Genomic DNA, 15121 nt, shown 5'->3' on the forward strand with positions numbered 1-15121 from the left:
CTATTTTGCGATGTATCGCGTCTCTGTTTGCCAAGATTCGGGATCTTCGTATGTTGATCCATCGCCTCGAATGTATTTATGCTTTGATTCGGTTTGCACAATATCGATTGTCTGATTGTTTGCGTGAGGCGATTGATTGATTGCTTGCACCCTGTATATGGTTCCGCAGTATGTATTATTTGGAGGGTCTAATGATATAAAAGTGTAACAACTTCCGTCCTGTTTGATCAAGTTGTAGTTAGTGCTATGCCATCGTTCTCCCATGTAGTTTTGCGCGGAAACTTTGATTGTGTCGTCTGAAAAAAATTGTTTAGTTCCAGTTTCAGTATACATTTGAAATGGACAAGAATTTTCCCATGAATATGATCCGGGAACAAAATGTGAAGGGATTGTGCGGGCGGAGCAATCTAAACTCACAACTCTAGAGTAGTTTGGCGTGTTCGATAGATATGCCTCTACGCCATATATTTTGTACCCCGTTCCATCAAAAGTCACGGTTTTGTTTGTCAATGTCTCAAGCGTTGTGGTTGTCGCTTTTGTGTCTGTGATGACATATGAGATTTGAGTTTTTGTTTTGCATTCATTCTGAAAATCAACTCTCACATTCTCGTCTGTATCGAAGAAATACCATCTGCTTTTTTGATAACTCACTCGCATGGTATCGTTATGATCCCAGCCACAATCCTCCTCTTCGTAAGGATAAGAGCTGCTTGTTTGTACGTCTTTGTCGGTGTATATTTTACGTGTTGTATTAGGCACAATAAAATATTTATTTATCTTCCTTAATGCTTGTCGGGATTCATCCATGTAGATATAGCCAGCAAACTCCTCTATGAGTTCGAGACCTCCGCTTGTGATCGTCTCGCATTCGGTTGCATATCGAACATGATTGTTCATATCTTTGTATGCTAGTCTAGTTTTATAAAATACTCTTCCCTCGAGCTCTTGCCAGTCGCATGTCGTATCATCTTCGTAATGCATATAAGGGAGAATGTCAGGATTATCTACGCACTCACCTACATTATGGCGTGTATTGTTGTATGAATAGAAATATTGTGTTTGATCATAGGTGATACCGTTGATAAAGTCATGTCTATCTTTTGTGCAGCTATTTGTATCGTGTTTGAGTTCAATCTTTTTTCCTGAGGGACGACATGAGCCAATTGTCTTTTTTTCGCCATCAAGATAGTAATAGTATTGCTCCTGAATGAGCGCAACTCCATTGTCATAATCTGGAGTTGCATCGCAATACCCAACCTCGCTATAAAGTGGTATGGCCTCTTTCCATGTGCATGTGCTGACTCGTGCTTCTTTTCCCGTATCAATCGTTGTATATAATTCTACGCCAAGCTCGATAGTGTTGTTTGCATAGTCAATGCGATTCTTGCATGTCGCTGTATTATATTTTTCGTAAATGTTGTTGGATTGATAAGGGGTGCACTGATTATCTTCGATCACATAAACGGTTGCAATTCCATCTTGAACAAATGCACTAGGGCAGGATACTTTGCTGCTGTTCGTGCTATCCTTTGATGTGCTGTCGCTATAGCTTCCGTATGGATTGACTGATGTATATCCATTGCTACCATTTGAGCCATTGCTTCCACCGCTGGCAGTTGCCGCTTGACCTGTGCCCGCATTGCTCTCTTTTTCTTTCCCCTTTTCTTCTTTCTCAAGCTTCGTCTTGTTCAGAATTGCAAGGAGCTCTTCTTTGCTGCCACCCTCAACGATGATTTTTGAGTTGCGCTTGAGAGTCGCGTTCGATGGATCCTTCAGCCTTGCGCTTTTTTCGAATGGTGCTGAGAGATTGTAGGTTTTGTCTTGATATTCGGCCTGATTAAAATTGATCTCTACCTTGCCATCTGGGGCTGTTTTATACTGACCTCGAAGGATCAGCTCCTCATCAACATTGAGCACTGGTTTGGCCTCAATCATGCCCTGGTATTTTAGAATCGTATCCTTCTTGATTGTCACATCAAGCTTGTCGCCGCTACTGTTGTTGTCCTTGCTCGCCCCAAAAAGGCAAACACTCAAAAGTACGAAAAGCCATATTTGTCTCATTTTTTGAACTCCTTGTATTCGGTAAAGTATTGGACTAAAACCTCATTGTCTTTTGGAATCGGAACCCAAATATCAACCGTAGGATTGATGAAAATTCGACTGCCCGCACTGATTGTGATTGTGGGTGCAATCTTGGTCTGTTCTTTGATGATATTGTTCATTATTGTGGAAATGTCGTTACCTGACTTATCGAGCAATGTAGTGGTTTGATGATCGTTTGGGAATTTTTGTGTTTGATTCGCTACAGTCAAAAGAATTGCATTTGCTACAGTTGAGAGACTCAGCGCTAAGCCATACCTATCCCAATACTTATTATCCAGTTCTCCTAGTGCTCCACTCATACCAGTGACATCTGCTGCCTGTGCTTGAGTAAGAAGAATATTGACTCCTTGTGGGGTGATGATTCGAGTCCAGACAATCTGCAAACGATTCTCTCCGAGCTTGTTATTGCTGCCATATATGCCGATTGCCCTAGAGCCTTTGGGGACGAGATTTGCACGCCCCATTGCCGCAAAAATATCATCTTCAATCAGGGCCGTGACTTGACCTGGTAAATCTGAAGTGATTGGTGTGATCAATATTGCTGGCATCATGCGATCTGCCGTGATAGTGCGAAGGAGTCTATGCTCATTTGAAGCAAGATCTTGCTTGTCATAATTCGAGAATCTGTTCGCACCGTAGTCAATTTCTTTTTGCTCTGGAGTGAATTGATTGATAGGTGGGTTGATTTGAATAGGTGCACCAAGTCTTTGCGCGAGCATTGATTGTCGTTTTTGTTCTTTGAGGCGAGCCTCCCCATCATCTCTAGGAAAAATATCCATTGTGTATGCAGTGGTTTTTTTTGAGATTGTCTCTTTGAGAGTGGAAAGCTCTGCCAGTGTATCTTTTGGTTCCTCTTTTTTGGCCTCAATTGTGATCTTTTCTTCTTTTGGCGATTCCTTGTAAAGATAACCGGTGAGCGGAAACTTTGTTTCATCAATAAAGCCTTCAGAGTCGCTAGAATCCTCTTTAGAATCCATCCATGCAACAAGAAAAAAAGACCCCATGAGAAGCAGAACAACACTTGAGCTAATCAGAATTGCCTTGAGTACGGGTTTCATTTCTTCCCTTTTTTGACGCACACCCATTTTTCTCCCGCTCTCAGCGTGAATCTATTCGAGAGAGTCTCCGCGATAATGTAATTTCCGACAACGCGAGTGTTCACTGGGTTGTCATACCCATCAACAACGCGATACACAGCTGGAAACCTAGAATCGGCGCGATTCCTGTCGTAGCGGAAATATGTGAATTTATTATCGTTGAAGATGTCATACGCCTTCAGAGAATCCTCTCCCTCTTGTGCGTAGCCACGCTCAATTTCATCTATTTTCACGCGAAGACGATTAACTTCATCTCCAATCAGGAGATAGTCATCTGCTTCTAGGGATATTTTCTTTTTTGCTTCTTCGGCTTCTTTTTCCGCTTTTGCCAACTCAAATGCTTCTTTTTCGAGATTGCGTATAGGGATTCGTGTGATTTGATCATGTTTTTCACTGACAAAAACAACTAAGTTTGGGTATTTTGTTGAGTTGTGATCTGTTGAATAGAGATAGAAGCTATAGAGCCTTCCGCTTTCTCCGATGATCGTGAGGCTCGTGTCAATACCTATCATTTTTGGCTTGACAATGATGATATTGCTCAAGTCATATTTGTCTTTTGACGGAATCACCTTCTCAAATCCAACACTATCTCCAAGAATTGCGTCAATGATTCTGTCCTCATCCAAAATGATAGTCGTGCTCATCGCATACCTGGTTCGTATACGAAAAGTTTTCCCATGTATAAAGTTGATCGAGAGAATGTTCTCATTTCCTGAGAATTTCTCATTGAGAAAGATTTGTTGGGTTGCTTTGAGATCGATCATTGTTTCTGGGGTGGCCATTGGGGATGAGGGCGTCTTTGTGCTCATTTCTCCTTCATCAAAAATCGATACTTCAGCCCAAAGAGAAGCTGAAGCAAGTAAAAGAATCCAAATATTTTTCATCATAGTGCATCTCCTATGTTGATTTGTGTCACACCGTAGTCATTGACAAGAAATCCTGTTGGATTCATGTTTTTTTCATCAAAGCGAAGTTTTGTATCTGCAAAACCATAAGAAAGGACCGCTCTATATCTCTCCTCCGAGATCGTTGAGCCGTTCTCGCCATTTGTTGTTTTTGCAATGAAATCTACAGTCGAGATTCCTACGCGCAAAAAAGAGATGTTCACCAATCTTATTTCCCTTTTGAGCTTTTTTTGCGCGTATATTGAATTCTCGGTATTCACAAGTGTCTCAAAGCTTCGCCACACCTTTGCACTTGATTGAAGTCTCACTTCTTCGAAACGCTCTTTCTCTGTCATGCGATCGATCATCTCTCTGTTTCGCACATATGTTGCCATCAGTGCTGTCAGAACCGCTTTATCACTACGCAGTTCAGCCCCAGCTCGCTCAAGAGTGACAAAGTTTTGTTCAGCGTTCGAGAAATGGACGAGATACGGCTCTTTTTCCTTTAGAGGAAAAAGAGTGATGATTGCGGTGATGAGCACAACTATCACGAGGAGCTCTGCGATACAAGCCAGCAGGAGATAGTCGATCAATCGTCGCTTCAGACGATGTAGCGATGTCGCTACTCGCACTTTTTCATACACGAGTCATCACCGCAGGGGCAGGGGTGCAAGCGCATGGCGATCGCTCAAGCCCTTTGTATTTATCAGAGCATCCAGCTGCAATTAGTCCTATCGCAATCATCAAAGTGACAGAAAACAATTTTTTCATCTTTTTCATCGCTCTTCCTTTTAACTTGATTTGATTTTGCTTGAAGAATGTTCTTTGGCTTTAAGCCAAGAGTCTCTTGCAGCTTTTCCTACTTGCCACCCCCCCTGAGTGGCCGCTCTGCTAGCGCTCACACTTGCCGCAATTCCATTTATTGCGCCGACGAGACTACCACTGTCGTTTTGAGTGCCAATGATTTGATTGACGAATTGCGGGATTTTCCAAATCACGATTCCAATGATGACTTCGGCGATGATGAGGGCAAAGAGATTTCCAAGATCAAAACTTGATGTCATATCCGCTTTGGTTTGAATTGCGAGCGTGGAGATTTCGGCGAGAAGGTATCCAAAAAAGATCGTGAATGGTCCATACAGAGAATACGAAATATAAAATTTCATCCACCCGAAAAACATACCTCGCGTAGCTTTGAATAGCAAAAAGGGGAGCAAGATAGGAGCAAGTCCTAGAGCAACTATGCTGATCATCTTGCTCACTAGTAGCATGAAAATGATGACCAAAACCAATGCGAGTGAGACGAGCCAAAATATTATCATCGCAAAGATTGCAGAGAATACATTCGAGACTGTCCAGCCCACATTGTCCAATATCACGCCCCCAACATCCCCAAGAACTGTTTGAAGTTGATCTAAAATGATGTGCGGTTCGCTTTCTAACTCTCCGCCTACTACGAAGCTCACGGCTGAAGCGAAGATGTCAGCAGGCAACTGCATCACGCCAAGAAAAAGAAAGAAAAGTTCTCGATTCCAAATGATTGCTTTGACCAAAATGGCCATCAATAAAATATTGATGAGTCGCAACACTCCCTCACGAGTGAATCCACCTTGCATCACTTGAAAAGCGTAGATGATGATAATCACGAGAAAAGATGCTTCAAACCAGGAATTGTTATAGATTGCTTGAGCTGCCTCAAGCATATTGTTGACAACATTCTCTTGAAATGCCCCCATGATTTCACTCAGATAGTGATATGCTCCGATAATCCCTTCTCCAGTTGCCATTCTCACCCCTCCCTTTGTAGATATTTTTCTCTCCAGCCTTCGCCCTCAGCTAGAAGCGCCTTCATCTGTAGGACATCCTCTGCGCTTGAAGAGAATACGCGAAGATATTCTCGTAGTCTGCTTAGATTCACATCGAGTATGACACTCTCTTTCGTGTTTGCATTTTTCCAAAGTAGTTTTCGTTCTAGGGGATTTGTATTTTTTAAAAAGCGCAATTCAGCAGGTGTTAGCTCGATATGCTTTTGTATTGATTCTGTATTTGTCGTGGGAAAGATTGCAAAATGGGCCATTGAGTTGATCCATGAGCTTGCATTTTTGATGTTGTCAAAAAAATCTAAATTTTGCACTCCAAGCGCCACGACACCGTTGAGCTTTCGAATTTCAAGAATTGTTTCAAGAAGCTTATGTGCCATCACATCATTCGCCAAATAATCTTTGAGCTCATCAACAAAGACAAAAGCTCCTTTGCCTTTCGTCTTTGCTTGATATAGGATTTTGTGAAACACATAGTAGGCGAGATGTGAAGCTTTGATTTCGTCTTTGAGCACAGAATCCATGTTGAGGATCGTGATCTGCTTCTGAAACGAGAGTGCATCATCAGGATGTGCAAAAATTCCATCGAGATGAGATTTGTATCGATGTTTGAGATTGGGAACTCGTTCAAGCGATTCGTAAAAATCAAGAAGCGTAATATTTTCAGAATTTTCATAGATACGCTCAAGAGTATCAGCGATTGCATTCACTTCTTCATATTCTCGCTCATCGATATTCCCAAGCAGACGCAGGAATGAATTGAGAAAGAGACTATTCTCGTGCGTTGGTGCTAGCGAGAATGGATTGAGTCGAAATTCGTCATTGATATCACTATAGTCTCCTCCGAGAAAAGTGCAAAAATTGTGCATTCCTCGCAATTTGTCAAGTGCAAAAATATCAATCTCAAACTTTGTAAGACAAGTCATCAGGAAACTCATGAATGTTGTTTTCCCAGCGTATGTATTGCCTATCACAAGCGTATGTCCATTTGGACAGTCTTTTCCAGGACTCATATGAAAATTGAAAAAATATGGAGTTTCGGTGATATTTTTGAAAATTGTGACAGGAGATTCCCCCCAGGAATTTTGAGAAAATCCTTCTATGTCTTTTTCGAAAGTCAGAATTGTTGATATAGCAGTGGAGCTCTGAAGACGAGTTCTGCTATTGATGGTTCTGCCTGGAAAAAAAGAAAAATACAAAGGCTGTTGATTGAGGGTTTCTCGCACGGCAATGAGCCCTTTTGCAACCAAAGCAGCTTTGACTTCATTGCATCGTTGATTGAGCTCCTCTTGAGTCTTTGCGCTCACCATGACCGCAAAGGAAAAGTAGAGGAGCATCTCTCTGTCTGATTGCAACTCCTTCAGCAGGGTATCAAGCTCTGCCACAACAAGCTCATTTTGACTATTCATTTTGATTTTTTGGCTGACTTTCCAAAGCACGCTCTCTTTTGAAATGCTTTGAATTTGAAAGAGTACATTCATGCTGACTGGAATATTGAAGAGCGTGGAGAGGATAGAGGAGCTGATCTCCTCTGTATCGTACGCCTTGATTGCAATGTATCGGCTATAGATCTCACTCCCGTCTCGTTCGTGAATGATATAGTCGCGCTTGAAGAGAATGTTTGAGTCGATGTAGCTGTCACGGAGATAGCCATCTTTGTAGGAACAAAGGGTTGGGCTCATGTTGCAATAGCTTGCGTATACATTCATGAGTTCCTCACCATCCAACGCTCTTGGTCGAAATCGACCCAAATAGAGCTCTAACATTTTGGCCGCATCTTTAAGCTGCTCGATTTTGTAGAGAGAGTTTTCTCCCCCTTCTGTGGTCATTTTCTCTCTCTTTTCCTCCAAAAAAGAGAGGATTCCCTTGTTCTTTGTAGAGAGGATCAAATAATATGAGAGTCGATAGGCGTTGAAGTTATTCTCCCATCTTTGAATGATTCTGCTGCTATGTGGATTTTTTGCACGCGCGTGGTGCTCAAGGGAGAGAGACTCTTTTTTGACTGAGATATCAATGCGTATGTTTGGATTGTTTTTGGCAAAAAATATTTTTCGAGTCAGATGAAGTGCTTCCTCGTCTTCTGGTGTTAATCCGCCATACGAAAGTCCGCCAATCTCAAAGCCTATGGCGTAATTATCATCCTTGGTGACGATGATTCCAGCTGATCTATCGTAGATGCCAATGATATTATTGTCCTCCGCAATAGAATGCATAGGCTTTGAGATGAGCAGCTCTAAGAACCTAGGCAAAATATTCATTTTTTGCCTTCAGTTCGATTTTAGCTGAAAAGATATCCATGATATCTTCATCAAAAAACTCTGCAACATAAAAAAAGCAGAGAAGAAAAATAAAAAAGGGGATATTCCAAAACAAAATGTGAGGAAAAGAGCCACCAGCGATGATCATTGATAGTGCCCATGCGGTTCTGCTCAATCCCTTGATCTTCTCCTTTTTTGTGATTTCACGAATATTGTTTGCTTCAATCATTGCTTCGCCTAGTTGACAATTGCATTCACGATGAAGGTGCCGCCATAGAGAAGAGCAATACCTCCAATGATTCCAACAAACCACCACTTAAACTGCTCAAACATTTTGAACATCAGCATGAAACCCATGATGATGATCACCAGCGAGGCGACACCCGCAACGACTCCATTTTGAATCATGTCATAGACCCTCTCAACGATCTCTGCGAACTTCGCGCCTGGATCTCCGCTTGCAGCCAGAAGAGGAAGCGATAGCAGCCAAAGCCAAACTATTTGTTTCATCTGTTTTCCTTTGTTTTGGTGGGTAGGTAGGGCAGTGGAAGATATCGGAGAGGGTGTCGAGATCTCTCCGATGGTCGAGCCTTTTAACCTCGTGCTTAGGAGGGGTAGAGGGTGATTTGAGCGCATGGCAGGGCACCATGCAAAAACCGTTAATTCGGGTTAATTTGTTATAATGAGTGGTTTTGTCTGTTCGCATTTCGACACCTTTCGACACCAGATGGACAATCTGAACCAAATTCTATTTCAAAATGCGAATAATGTCAAGACAAAATGCGATGCTTATAGATAATAAAGGATTTTGTGAATGGAACAAAAAGTTAAATTCGTGCTAGAACGGCTTTTTGAGGCGTTATCTGTACGCAATAGTTCCGAGTTTTGCGAGATGTATAAAATAAAGCCAAATACTTTAAGCACATGGAAAAAGCGAGGAACTATTCCATACGATTTAATTTTAACTATTTCGCAAAATGCGAATATATCTCTAGATTATATTTTTGGTCTGAATCCAAAAAAAGAAGTTCAGCGTTTGCCATCAGGCTTGGACGACCAAGAGACTGAATTACTCAATTCCTATCGAAAGCTAAGCATCAAAAAAAAGGAGATATATCTTTTTCGAATCAAAGCTGATGCCATTGAAGCAGAAGAGGGGGTTTAGTAGAGTGGTCGATATTAGAAATTACTTAATTTTTTTAAAAAAGGAAGAGAAGACAATCGAGATTCAAGAGGTAGAGCGAAGCGGTGAAAAAACCAAAGTGACATTTATCAACAAAAACACCAAAGCTTATTTCTATAATGATTGTGAGGTTGAAATATTTCAAAATCCTTCTTCGATCGATCCTAAATTACATTATGTTTTAGCTGGTTCAAAAGAGCTAGTTGATATTCAAGAGATTCTCAGTTTTGAAAAGCATACAAAAATATTTTTTAACAATGGCTCGTCCCAGCTTTATCTTAATGAGCTCTTGGAAATCTCGCCCATTCCCAAGGTATTGCAGTATCTCACGAAGATAGCTAAGGTGATTGGCAATAAAAAATCAGAAAAAGATGAGGATTCTGAATATCCTGCGCAAAGTGGCGGTTTTTTGCTCGGACAATATCAAAAGATGCGCATGCATCAAGGTGATATTCTTAAAGACAGCATTCTTGCTAAATATCTTAGTGGTGAACAGCCAAAATCTTTTGATGACCCACAAGAAGATGAGATTATCTTCCCTTTTGGGCTCAACCTGAGTCAGGAAAAAGCACTTAAACGGGTTTTCTCCCATCAGGTGAGCATTATAGAGGGGCCTCCAGGAACAGGAAAAACTCAAACTATCCTAAATATTGTCTCGAACATACTTTTGAGAGGAAAAACAGTTGCCGTGGTCTCAAACAATAATTCGGCAGTTGATAATATCTATGAAAAGTTTGATGCTCTTGGACTTTCTTTTTTTATGGCAAAACTTGGAAATCAAGATAATCGAAAGAAGTTTTTTGATGCCCAGCTGAAAAAGTATCCCTCATTTGATATCAAGACAGACGATCAGCATGGCTATGAAAGTTTAAAAAGTAAAGTCTCAAGTTTAAGAGAAATACTTCAGGTCCATAATGACTTAGCACAAGCGATACACAGCATGGAGGAGCTCAGGCTTGAGAGAACATATTTTGCAAACGAGGTGATCAAGAGTTTAGAAATTGACCATCTTCGAAGTCTTCTTGATTTATCTCGATATAGCGTGGAAGAGATTCTTTCTCTGCTGGCGGAGATTGAGAAGATTGAGGCTGATGGGGTGAAAAATGTAACGCTATTTATTAAAATTAAATTCTTTATAAAGTTCAGAATAACCTCGTTCTCTTTATATAACTATAGCCTTAAGCAGATCGCAATATTTTTAAAAGAGCAATTCTATGTCATTAAAACAAAGGAGCTAGAAGAGAAGATTTCTACTTTAGAGAAAAAGCTCAGCGGAATTGATTTTGAAAATGTATTAAATGAGTACAAAGATATCTCAATGGAGATATTTAAGTCCATGCTTTCCCAAAAGTATAAATCGGGCGAACAGAGAAAAGAGTTCGATAAAGACAGCTTTCGATGTGATGATTTTATGGAAGAATACCCCGTTTTGTTGAGCACAACCCATTCGCTTCGAGAGTGCAAAAAAGATGATTATCTATTTGATTACTTAATCATTGATGAGGCTTCTCAGGTTGATTTGGTTGCTGGTGGTCTCGCCCTATCTTGTGCTAAAAATGCGGTTATTGTTGGTGATCTCAAGCAATTGCCTCCTGTTATTGAGGGCCAAATGGTCGAAAAGGCCAAAGAGCTTCTCTATTTTTTTTCCATAGAGGCTAGCTATGACTATCAAAAAAGCCTACTGGAGAGCATATCTAGAGTCTTTCCTCATGCACCAAAGACTTTGCTGAGGGAGCATTATCGATGTCACCCAAAGATAATTGATTTTTGTAACAAAAAATTTTATAACGGTGAATTGATTATTCTTACTAAAAATTGTGAAGAGACTTCACCTATAGTTTTGATTGAAGCCCAAAGTGATCGAAAGACAGAGAGCAACAAGTGCAATATGCATCAAATCTGCAGTATTTCTAAACACTTATCAGATGCTGATATCAGTGACGCTGCTTGTATTTCGCCCTTTAAAGCTCATAATCAACAAAGCAGAGAAGTGTTCAAAGGGGATAATATTGAGATTGAAGTTAACACTGTGCACAAATACCAAGGGCGCGAGAAAGATACAATAATCCTCTCAACAGTAGTGGACCAAGAAAATAGTTTTGTTGATGATCCTAGACTGCTGAATGTAGCAATTTCAAGGGCAAAAAAGCGACTCTATGTGGCTGTTTCCGATCGAGGACAAAATCAAAATATCAAAGACCTGGTAGAGTATATCAAATACAATCATTTTGAAGTGATTGAGAGCAAGCTTCATTCAATTTTTGATATTTTATTTAAAAGCTACTGCCCTCACTCAAATAAACACCGTATTTCCCTTTTGGATAAATATAAAGCTCGATGGGCACAGCAAGCGGGTCGATCTAAGTATTCCTCTGAAAATTTAATGTATGACCTCATTCAGGAAACCCTATCGGAGCAATTTTCTTCTCTGGCTTTGGATGTCTCGCTGAATTATCCTTTGCGTTGGCTCATCAAAAACAAGGAGATCCTAGAAGAAGAGGAGCTTCGGTTTGTCAACTCTTTTTCTCATGTAGATTTTCTCCTTTATAGCAAAGTGTCTAAAAGAGCAGCTTTGGCCATTGAGGTGGATGGGGTCTCGTATCATCGAAACAATCCCCAGCAAAAAAAGCGAGATGAGCTGAAAAATCGAATATTGGAAAAGTATCAAATACCTCTACTTCGTTTTTGTACTAATGATTTTGAAGAAAAGGAAAAATTGATCAAGAAACTAAAAGAAATAAAAAGCCAAACAGACCAGAGATGAACCCCGTAAAGCTTTTTGCTATAATCCCTAAAATCAATACAAAGGGGAAATAATGAAGAAGTTTTTAGTCGCTGCCGCTATCTCCTCCAATCTAATGGCTGCGCAAGTAGTCACCGATCCCGGATCGTATGTGCATCTGATGAATACGATCAAAGCAATCAATGATCAGATATCTATTGCTACAGATCAGCTCAAAGAGATCAATAAGTTGAATGACATGATCAATGAAACAGAGAAGCTGATTTTTGAATCAAACGAAAAACTTTTCAACCCAGCCACCCGCATCAAAAACTTTGTCAATAATGTTCAAAATATTGATCGAAAACTCAAGCGTTTGGCAAATCGAATTCAAGAGACTGGAATTGAACAATTTGTGAAAAATTATCATAATTCTAATGCCGATACAAAGCTCTATCTTGAACAACTTCTCAGAAATGATAAAGACCCTCTCTATAAAACACTGCTCGAGGACTATCAGAAAGCAACGCATAGTGGAAACTATGATAGCTATGTGCTTGCATCTGATCGACTCAACTCATACATGAAAATCAAAGGAGTTGAACTCAACGAGCTCAAAAAAGAGGCAACCTATGCCAATCTCGATGCGCTCAATAACTATCTCTATAATGAGGATGAAATCAAGGAGCGAGAAGAAAAAGTTCAACGCCTTGCTGATCTCCTCGAAAGTATCCAAAATGAGATTGACATGATCAAGCAACAGCAGATCACTAATACGATCTTGATGGAAATGGTAGAGATATTGACTCGACAGTATGAGCAGTCAATGAAGATGGATTATGCACTTTCGCTCAATATGCTTGTTGCGGCAAATGAGATCAACAAAGAAGATGTCGATAAAAATAAGAAACGCCTAGAGGGCGGTCAAAGAGCAGAAGAAGGCAAGAAGAAAACAGCCGCAGAAATGATGCGAGAAAAGGCTGAGCGTGGCAAGGAAAGAAGACCTAAAAATGGATGGTATGAAACAAGCGATGAAATGTTTGAAAGATTGGGCCTAAAACCCATTTGATTGTCATTTGACAAAGGGTTGGTGTAACTTGTTCTACTTGCTATACTAACCTATGTATTCTCCTTCTCGTATGCTCTTCAATCCGCCTCTTTTTTGATTTGTCGTCTATCAAAATTTTTTAGTAACTCATTTGATTTTTTCTCAATTGAGGGCTAAATACCCCTGAAGATACGATTGTTTCAATATTTTGAGGCTTTTTTGTCCGTAAAAAAGGGTTATCCTGCCTCTATAAGAGCAGCTCCGTTACCGCCAGCTTTTTTTGAGCAAACTTCAAAAAAAAAGGGGGGGGTGGATTTTGATGGAAGAATCTTTTTTGCTATCATTTTTTCATGAAAACTTTTGACGAAGAAATAGCACAACTTCTAGACGAAATTCGAGGCAAGGGCAAGCGCAATAATGAGAAGCTTTCCTCCTCTTTTCGCACGCCACAAATACACAATAAACAAGTTGTTGTAAAGATGATTTCAAATATAGGGGCAGTGGGTGCAAAAAATGCTCTGAAATATATTCTCACGCACTCTTTTCGAGAGACGCTTGAGGATGAGCTTGGAAATGAAAAAAGTGTTGAAGAAGTTTTAAAAGATTGGGGGATTGATTTTTCAAAAACAAAAACAATCCTGAATGGTAAAGTCATTCAGTCTCGAGAAGCATGGCATTTGACTTTTGGAATTGATGAAGAGAATACATTTTCAAACATCAATGCATTGAAAAAAAGTGTGCGCGATGCGATGGAAGCAAATTTTTTTGAGTATCGATATGTCATGGTTGAGCACATGCATCAGTCAAAGCCTCATGTGCATGTGATTGTCAATAAGCGAAATAAATATACGGGGAAAAAACTTCATTTTAAGGGCAAGGATGAGATTCGTGAGTTTTTCAATAAAGTGAGGACTGATTTTGCTGATGCACTCAATGTGAATGGCTCTTTTCAGCGTCAATATGAGAATCGATATGCACACGACAGAAGTATTGATATTCAAAAGCTTCAAGAGCAAGCTGGGGCTATTGCGTTTGAGCAGTTAGAGAAAAAACTAGAGCCAACGCTGAAGCTTGAATATATTCAATGGAGGCTAATCACAAAGATCGAAAATCTTGATGCAAAAATCAATGAAAAAAAGAGAAAAATTTCAAAGATTAAAATCAAAGAACTTGAAGATAAAAAAAACATGAGTTTTGATCGAATCAAGCAATATACCTTCCAGCTCGAAAAACTTGTCAAAGAAATTCAAGAGCTTGAGACTCCTAGGAAAAAGTATTTTGATCTTTTTCAAAAGAACACCGATGCAATCAAAGCAGAAAGCGATAGAATTTTTGATCATTTCTCAAATATTGTGGCAATTCAAAGATCTCTTTCCTCCCTTTCTAAAAACAAAGAGCTTTCACTTCGTGACAGACAAGAGATTGAAATCATTCGTCAAACAGTCGATGAATGCCTACACGATTCTTCTTTTGCAATGTGGGAGCAAACGAAATCTACAAAAATTCAAAAGCTGATTGCGACAAGATACGAAAAAGGCGCATATTTCTATAAGAGTGCGCATAAGCTGATTCAGCTTTTGCGTGAATCAGAAAGAAATCTCAAAACTCTCGAAGCTATTGAGCCAAAAAACAAAAATCTTCTTTGGTATAAAGTTGCGCAGCTCAAAAATATCGAAGATCTTAGAGGGGTGCTCAAACAACGATATGAGTTGAATCTCAAAAAAACAGAGAAGCTTCAGCTTGGCATTGGCAAGAGAGAGGAGAAAATCGGTATAGAGGAGTATATGCCTCTCAAAAAACGCTACATTGCTGAAAATGTCAAAGCTTCCAAGCAAGCTGAATTTGCCCTCAGAGAAAATCGCTTAATCCAAAAATATTTTGAAATCAACAAAATCAAATTTTGCTCAAATCGTGCGCAAGAAGAAGTGCATTTCGAAAGAATTGATCAGCTCAAAGAGTTTATTAAAATGAAAGAAAATAGAGATAGATAAATAGATAAGTAGCTC

At 39.9% G+C, this 15121-nt stretch carries 13 protein-coding genes; 4 read left to right on the forward strand and 9 right to left on the reverse strand.

Going from position 1 to position 15121, the window contains the following annotated elements; translation table 11 throughout:
- Genes WS_RS05255 through WS_RS05290 form a run of 9 tightly spaced genes read right to left on the reverse strand, consistent with a single transcriptional unit; the run spans position 1 to position 8798 of the window.
- Positions 1-2061, reverse strand: a complete 2061-nt coding sequence (locus tag WS_RS05255; RefSeq protein ID WP_011138979.1) for a hypothetical protein — start codon at positions 2059-2061, stop codon at positions 1-3.
- Positions 2058-3161, reverse strand: coding sequence for a DNA type IV secretion system protein ComB10 (locus WS_RS05260; protein ID WP_011138980.1), 1104 nt, complete (start codon positions 3159-3161; stop codon positions 2058-2060). Before WS_RS05260 ends, WS_RS05255 begins: the two co-directional genes overlap by 4 nt.
- Positions 3158-4087, reverse strand: coding sequence for a TrbG/VirB9 family P-type conjugative transfer protein (locus tag WS_RS05265; RefSeq protein ID WP_011138981.1), 930 nt, complete (start codon positions 4085-4087; stop codon positions 3158-3160). The genes WS_RS05260 and WS_RS05265 overlap by 4 nt, the downstream gene beginning before the upstream one ends.
- The gene (locus tag WS_RS05270; protein WP_049770655.1) at positions 4084-4677 is read right to left on the reverse strand and encodes a VirB8 family type IV secretion system protein; all 594 of its coding nucleotides are present in this window, start codon (positions 4675-4677) and stop codon (positions 4084-4086) included. The genes WS_RS05265 and WS_RS05270 overlap by 4 nt, the downstream gene beginning before the upstream one ends.
- 43 nt (positions 4678-4720) lie before the next feature.
- Positions 4721-4855, reverse strand: a complete 135-nt coding sequence (locus WS_RS11230; protein WP_269763967.1) for a hypothetical protein — start codon at positions 4853-4855, stop codon at positions 4721-4723.
- Between the two features lie 20 nt (positions 4856-4875).
- Entirely contained in the window at positions 4876-5871 is a 996-nt protein-coding gene (locus WS_RS05275) for a TrbL/VirB6 family protein (protein ID WP_041571790.1), read from the reverse strand.
- Positions 5872-5873: 2 nt separating this feature from the next.
- On the reverse strand, positions 5874-8162 hold the full coding sequence (locus WS_RS05280; RefSeq protein ID WP_011138984.1) for a VirB4 family type IV secretion/conjugal transfer ATPase: 2289 nt from the start codon (positions 8160-8162) through the stop codon (positions 5874-5876).
- Complete coding sequence (locus WS_RS05285) at positions 8146-8391, reverse strand: hypothetical protein (protein ID WP_011138985.1); 246 nt, start codon at positions 8389-8391, stop codon at positions 8146-8148. Before WS_RS05285 ends, WS_RS05280 begins: the two co-directional genes overlap by 17 nt.
- 8 nt (positions 8392-8399) lie before the next feature.
- Positions 8400-8798 carry a TrbC/VirB2 family protein gene (locus WS_RS05290; protein ID WP_011138986.1) on the reverse strand — a complete coding sequence of 133 codons (399 nt, stop codon included), beginning with the start codon at positions 8796-8798 and terminating at the stop codon, positions 8400-8402.
- 178 nt (positions 8799-8976) lie between these two features.
- Between WS_RS05290 and WS_RS05295 the strand changes: the two genes are divergently transcribed.
- From WS_RS05295 to WS_RS05310, 4 genes are all read left to right on the forward strand, one after another.
- Positions 8977-9327, forward strand: coding sequence for a helix-turn-helix domain-containing protein (locus WS_RS05295; protein WP_041571793.1), 351 nt, complete (start codon positions 8977-8979; stop codon positions 9325-9327).
- A 4-nt stretch (positions 9328-9331) separates the two neighbouring features.
- Positions 9332-12109: an AAA domain-containing protein gene (locus tag WS_RS05300; RefSeq protein WP_041572121.1), complete on the forward strand. Its 2778-nt coding sequence runs from the start codon at positions 9332-9334 to the stop codon at positions 12107-12109.
- 52 nt (positions 12110-12161) lie between these two features.
- Positions 12162-13136, forward strand: coding sequence for a hypothetical protein (locus WS_RS05305; protein ID WP_011138988.1), 975 nt, complete (start codon positions 12162-12164; stop codon positions 13134-13136).
- 329 nt (positions 13137-13465) lie between these two features.
- Positions 13466-15106, forward strand: a complete 1641-nt coding sequence (locus tag WS_RS05310; protein ID WP_041571794.1) for a relaxase/mobilization nuclease domain-containing protein — start codon at positions 13466-13468, stop codon at positions 15104-15106.
- Positions 15107-15121: the final 15 nt, after the last annotated feature.

Origin of the sequence: Wolinella succinogenes DSM 1740 (genome assembly GCF_000196135.1) — a bacterium.
In the GTDB taxonomy this organism is placed as follows: domain Bacteria; phylum Campylobacterota; class Campylobacteria; order Campylobacterales; family Helicobacteraceae; genus Wolinella; species Wolinella succinogenes.

Coding starts and splice junctions, on each gene's coding strand:
- WS_RS05260 (WP_011138980.1), bottom strand. CDS start 3,161: ATGAAACCCGTACTCAAGGCAATTCTGATTAGCTCAAGTGTTGTTCTG.
- WS_RS05275 (WP_041571790.1), bottom strand. CDS start 5,871: ATGGCAACTGGAGAAGGGATTATCGGAGCATATCACTATCTGAGTGAA.
- WS_RS05265 (WP_011138981.1), bottom strand. CDS start 4,087: ATGATGAAAAATATTTGGATTCTTTTACTTGCTTCAGCTTCTCTTTGG.
- WS_RS05255 (WP_011138979.1), bottom strand. CDS start 2,061: ATGAGACAAATATGGCTTTTCGTACTTTTGAGTGTTTGCCTTTTTGGG.
- WS_RS05305 (WP_011138988.1), top strand. CDS start 12,162: ATGAAGAAGTTTTTAGTCGCTGCCGCTATCTCCTCCAATCTAATGGCT.
- WS_RS05290 (WP_011138986.1), bottom strand. CDS start 8,798: ATGCGCTCAAATCACCCTCTACCCCTCCTAAGCACGAGGTTAAAAGGC.
- WS_RS05310 (WP_041571794.1), top strand. CDS start 13,466: ATGAAAACTTTTGACGAAGAAATAGCACAACTTCTAGACGAAATTCGA.
- WS_RS05295 (WP_041571793.1), top strand. CDS start 8,977: ATGGAACAAAAAGTTAAATTCGTGCTAGAACGGCTTTTTGAGGCGTTA.
- WS_RS11230 (WP_269763967.1), bottom strand. CDS start 4,855: ATGAAAAAATTGTTTTCTGTCACTTTGATGATTGCGATAGGACTAATT.
- WS_RS05280 (WP_011138984.1), bottom strand. CDS start 8,162: ATGAATATTTTGCCTAGGTTCTTAGAGCTGCTCATCTCAAAGCCTATG.
- WS_RS05285 (WP_011138985.1), bottom strand. CDS start 8,391: ATGATTGAAGCAAACAATATTCGTGAAATCACAAAAAAGGAGAAGATC.